We start from the raw sequence: 4,679 nt of genomic DNA on the forward strand, positions 1-4,679 counted from the left end.
ATCGCTACAGCCCAGATCAGGGCTGACCTGGGACCTCTACGGGCCCGCTACGCGATCTTGTGCGCGGCGGGCCCGTAGAGGGGTTGTAGAGCGCTGGCAGGACCGCGAGAACGCCCGGGAAGCCCGCACCGCACTGGCCCAACTGACCGATCGGCAGCTGGAGTTGCAGGGCCAGTTGGCGGCCGCCGAGCGGTACCTGCGGCTGCGGGACGACCGCACCGCCGCCCAGGACGCCGTCCGCGCGCGCACCGACGCCGCGCAGCACGCCCGGCAGCGGACCCTCGACCTCCAGGAACGCCGACTCACCGGCATGGCGGCCGAGTTGGCCGCCGCCCTGACCCCGGGCACCCCGTGCCGGGTGTGCGGCTCACCCGGACACCCGGCCCCCGCCGAACCCTCCGCCGACCAGGTCACCGCCGAGGACGAACGCCGCGCCCGCGCCGCCCAGCACGCCGCCGAAGCCGAACTCGCCGACGCGGCGAAGCAGTTGAGCGCACTGGAGGCCGAAGCCGCCGCGGCCGGGGCCGCCGCCGGAGGCCGCGGCGCAGCCGAACTCACCACCGCCCTGCGCGAACTGACCGGCCGCCAGAAGAGCCTCCAGCGCGCGGCGGAAAGCTGGCTGCCGCTGGGCCAGCAGCTCGAACGGCTGGAACGGGACGGCGGCGCGCACCGCGAACAGCTCCGCCAGGCCGCCGAGCAGAGCGCCCGGCTGTCCGGTCAGCTGAACGCCCTGGACGCCGAACTCACCGATCTGGCACGGCGGTTGGCCGCCGCCCGGGGCGACGCCCCCTCGGTCGCCGCCCGCGCCGCCACCGTCACCGCGCTGTCCACCGCCACCACCGCCGTCCTGGACGCCGCCCGGGCCACCGCCACCGCCCGCACCCGGCTCGACGAGAGCACGGCGGCCCTGCTCCGCGCCGCCCGCGACGCGGGCTTCGCCGACCTGGCGGCACTGGACGCGGCCGCCCTGCCCCCGTACGAACTGGACGCGCTGCGGCGGAGGTTCAAGCAGCTCGACGCCGACCTCGAACTGGCCGACGCCCAGCTCGCCGACCCCGCCCTGCGGGCCGCCGCCGAACTCCCGCCCGCCGCCGCCGAACCGGCCCGCGCGGCGGCCGCCCGCGCCGACGGGCACCTCGCCGACGCCCACTCCGGGCACGACCGGGCCCGCCGCCGGGTCGCCGACCTGGCCCGGATCGGCCGCGACCTGGCCGCGCTGGCCGCCGAACTCGCCCCCGTCCTGGACGCCCACGCCCGGATCAGCCGGCTGGCCGCCCTGCTGGCCGGCGCCCCCGCCGAGAACGCCCTGCGGATGCGCCTGGAGTCGTACGTGCTGGCCGCCCGGCTGGAGCAGGTCGCCGCCGCCGCGACCCGGCGCCTGCTGAAGATGTCCGGCGGGCGCTACACCCTGGTCCACAGCGACGGCCTGGTCTCCGGCACCAAGCGCTCCGGCCTCTCCCTGCACGTGGTCGACGCCTGGACCGGCCGCGAGCGCGACACCGCCACCCTCTCCGGCGGCGAGTCCTTCTTCGCCTCCCTCGCCCTCGCCCTCGGCCTCGCCGACGTGGTCACCGACGAGGCCGGCGGCATGCCCCTGGACACCCTCTTCATCGACGAGGGCTTCGGCACCCTCGACGAGAACGCCCTCGAAGAGGTCATGGACGTCCTCGACTCGCTGCGCGAACGCGACCGCGCCGTCGGCATCGTCAGCCACGTCCCCGACCTGCGCACCCGCGTCCCCGCCCAACTCCTGGTCCGCAAGCACCGCACCGGCTCCACCGTCCACCACACCACCCGCGAGGACGCCTGACCGGCACCCTGGCTCAGCCGGTCCGGCCGTCACGGGGCTCGAAGCCGGTCTCGGCGGGACCGCGGAAGGCCGGGGCAGTGGCGTCGGCGCCGATCCGGTTCGGGCCGAAGCGGGTCCGGCCGAGCGTGAACACCGCGGCGCCGGTGTCGCCGAGGTCCCGCCGACCCCGTTCCACGGTCAGCCGCAGGCGGGCGGCCAGGGGTTCGAGGGGCACCTGCAAGCCCGTGACCACCCGGCGGGTGCCGAGGGCGTGCTCCAGCGGGCTCTGCCGGAAGGCCCGGTCGCGCTTGCCGCCCTGGTGGGCGGGGGCCGCCGCCCGGTCCGGCTCAGGACCCGGGGCCTCGGCCGGCGTCGCCGTGCCGCTCCCCCTCCGCCACGAACGCGGCCGCCAGGCGGCCCCAACTCCGCACCTGCGCAAGGGTGTGCGAGACGTGCAGGCGGGCGTTCGGGAGGTGGGCGGCCAGGGTGCGGGCGGTGGCCAGGGGGTGCAGGGGGTCGGTGTCCCAGGCGAGCAGCAGGACGGGGTGCGGGAGGTCGCGCAGCGCCTCGGGGTCGGGCAGGTCGGATGCGGCGGCGGCCCGCAGCGCGGCCGGCAGCAGCGGTTCGGGCAGGTCGAACTCGGTGGTGTACTGCGGGGCACCGGCGAGGACGGCGGGCGGTCCGGACATCCGGGCCGCGGCGTCCAGCGCGCCGCGGCCCCGCCGTTCGACCAGGGTCGCGGCGGCCCGCAGCCCGTTGCGGCGGGGTTCCCGGGCGGCCCAGGCGACGGCGGGGACGGCCAGTACCAGGCGGTCGAAGCGCTCGGGGCGCTCCAGCGCGGCCCACAGCACGGTGGCGGTGCCCATGGACGCGCCGAGTCCGGTGACGGGCGCGCCGGGCGAGAGGTGGTCGCAGAGCGCCAGCAGGTCGGCGGCCAGCGCCGGGTAGTGGTAGTCGGCGGGGACGGCCCGGCCGGTGGACTCGCCGTGCCCGCGCGCGTCGTACCGGGCCAGCCGGTGGGTCGCGGTCAGCGCCGTCCAGTCGAACAGTCCGGCCCGCCGCTCGTGCGCCCGGCTGGAGAGCGCCCCGTGGGCGTGCACGGCGAGCGGGCCGCGGCCGCCGGTGGCGCTGTAGGCGAGGGTGGCGTGCGGCCGCTCCAGGCGCCCGTCGGGGACCGGTCCGGACACCGCGGTCAGCCGGAGCAGGCGGCGCGCTGGGCCTGCTGCCAGGTGCAGACGGGGCACAGCGGGCTGCCGGGCGCGTCGGCCGGGTACTCGGTCGGCTCGCCGCACAGCACGCACGCGGCCCGCTCCCCCGGCCCGCCGGGCCGCAGCCCGCGCAGCGACTGCCCGGGGTCGGCGGACACCTCGCAGACCTGCTCGGCGGCGGGCGCGCCCTCGGTCTCCGGCGCGGTCTCCGGCTGCTGCTCTCCCATGCCGGACAGGGTACGCCCGTCCGCCACCGCGGTGCCCGCGGCGGTGCCCACCGCACCGCCGTGCCCGGCGAACCCCCGTCCCGCGCCGGGTGGTCGGGGATCCCGGGGGTCGGACGCCGGTCGGACGCCGGTCGGACGCCGGCCGGACGCCGACCGGTCAGCCGAGGAAGGAGAGCCGGAGCTTGCGCTGCGGGTTGTCGCCGTTGGTGTCGATCAGGACGACGGACTGCCAGGTGCCCAGGGCGATCCGGCCGCCGATCACCGGCAGGGTGGCGTGCGGGGCGACCAGGCCCGGCAGGACGTGGTCGCGGCCGTGGCCGGGGCTGCCGTGGCGGTGGCGCCAGCGGTCGTCGGCGGGCAGCAGTTCGCGCAGGGTGGCGAGCAGGTCGTCGTCGCTGCCGGCGCCGGTCTCGATCACCGCGATGCCCGCGGTGGCGTGCGGGACGAAGACGTTGAGCAGTCCGTCGCGGCCGTCCGCGACCTCTCTCAGGAAGGCGTGGCAGCGGTCGGTGACGTCGAGGGCGACCTCGTCGCGGCCGGTGGCGACGTCGAGCGTCTGGGTGTGGAAGGTGTCGGACATGGGGCCATCCTGGCCGATCTTGGGCCGCGCCTCGTAGGGGCCGCGGCCGAACGCCACCCGAGCGCCAGGGTGCTCGCCAGGGCGCGCCAGGGTCTGCCGGGGCCCGGGCCGGCACCCGCGGGCCGGGCGCGGGGCCCTACCCGGAGCCGGGTGCGGGGCCGTGCGCGGGGACGCCGAAAGCCCGACGGACTCCCCGTCCGTCGGGTCGTGGCAGCGGGGCGGACCGCCCGGGCGGGAGCACCCGCCCCGGGGTCAGCCCCGGCTGCCGAACAGGCTCCGCTTGAGGCGGCGCAGCGGCGCCATCAGGGAGACCCGGGCACTGCGGCGCGGCGAGGCGGCCGGCATCGGGGCGCTGGGCCCGCGCGGCGTCAGTTCCCTTATCAGGCCGAGCGCTTCTGCCGTGTCCACTGCCGGGAGCGCGGGCGCGCCGAGGACGGCCAGGTGTCGGTCGATCCGGCGGCCGGTCGTGCCGACACCGCACTGGATCGCGGGCACCCGGGGCCGCGGTCGCACTTGCATCTGTTCCATCTTGTTTCCCACCCCTACGAGGCGCCAGGGCCGTGAGGCGAAGACTATCCGGCTATGACGGCCTTCACACAACCGTCCTGGTGTTCTGCCACCGTACCGTGCGAACGGAACTGACGCTTCACCAGGGGCCGGTGCTCCCGGTCACGACTAGGCATCGGTTGATGGTGCACCATCCAAGCACCGAACGGCCGTTGGGCTCTGCGGCGGTCCGGTGCGCTGCCGGGGCGCACCGGCGGGCACCGGGTGCGCCGGGCGCGCGGGCGGGGCCGGCGGGCGGGGGCCGGGGGCCCGCCCCCGGCCGGGGCGGGTGCGGCGGCTACCAGGTGCCGAACGTGGAGCGGGCGGGC

Annotated in this window: 6 protein-coding genes; 1 reads left to right on the forward strand and 5 read right to left on the reverse strand. The window is 77.7% G+C overall.

What is annotated here, in order from left to right; all coding sequences use genetic code 11:
* Positions 1-1,810 (forward strand): SbcC/MukB-like Walker B domain-containing protein (locus tag ACWEO5_RS38025; protein ID WP_452166640.1); only part of this gene is annotated, 1,810 nt, incomplete at its 5' end.
* 13 nt (positions 1,811-1,823) lie between these two features.
* On the opposite strand, the gene ACWEO5_RS38030 is transcribed toward ACWEO5_RS38025, so the two are convergent.
* From ACWEO5_RS38030 to ACWEO5_RS38050, 5 genes are all read right to left on the reverse strand, one after another.
* The gene (locus ACWEO5_RS38030) at positions 1,824-2,024 is read right to left on the reverse strand and encodes a hypothetical protein (RefSeq protein WP_452166641.1); all 201 of its coding nucleotides are present in this window, start codon (positions 2,022-2,024) and stop codon (positions 1,824-1,826) included.
* A 112-nt stretch (positions 2,025-2,136) separates the two neighbouring features.
* Positions 2,137-2,976: an alpha/beta fold hydrolase gene (locus ACWEO5_RS38035; RefSeq protein WP_452166642.1), complete on the reverse strand. Its 840-nt coding sequence runs from the start codon at positions 2,974-2,976 to the stop codon at positions 2,137-2,139.
* Positions 2,977-2,981: 5 nt separating this feature from the next.
* Complete coding sequence (locus ACWEO5_RS38040; protein ID WP_452166644.1) at positions 2,982-3,224, reverse strand: hypothetical protein; 243 nt, start codon at positions 3,222-3,224, stop codon at positions 2,982-2,984.
* Between the two features lie 157 nt (positions 3,225-3,381).
* Positions 3,382-3,804: a secondary thiamine-phosphate synthase enzyme YjbQ gene (locus ACWEO5_RS38045; RefSeq protein WP_452166643.1), complete on the reverse strand. Its 423-nt coding sequence runs from the start codon at positions 3,802-3,804 to the stop codon at positions 3,382-3,384.
* Between the two features lie 252 nt (positions 3,805-4,056).
* Entirely contained in the window at positions 4,057-4,332 is a 276-nt protein-coding gene (locus ACWEO5_RS38050; protein WP_344550940.1) for a hypothetical protein, read from the reverse strand.
* Between the last annotated feature and the right edge of the window lie 347 nt (positions 4,333-4,679).

It is taken from the genome of Kitasatospora sp. NPDC004272 (assembly GCF_053603035.1).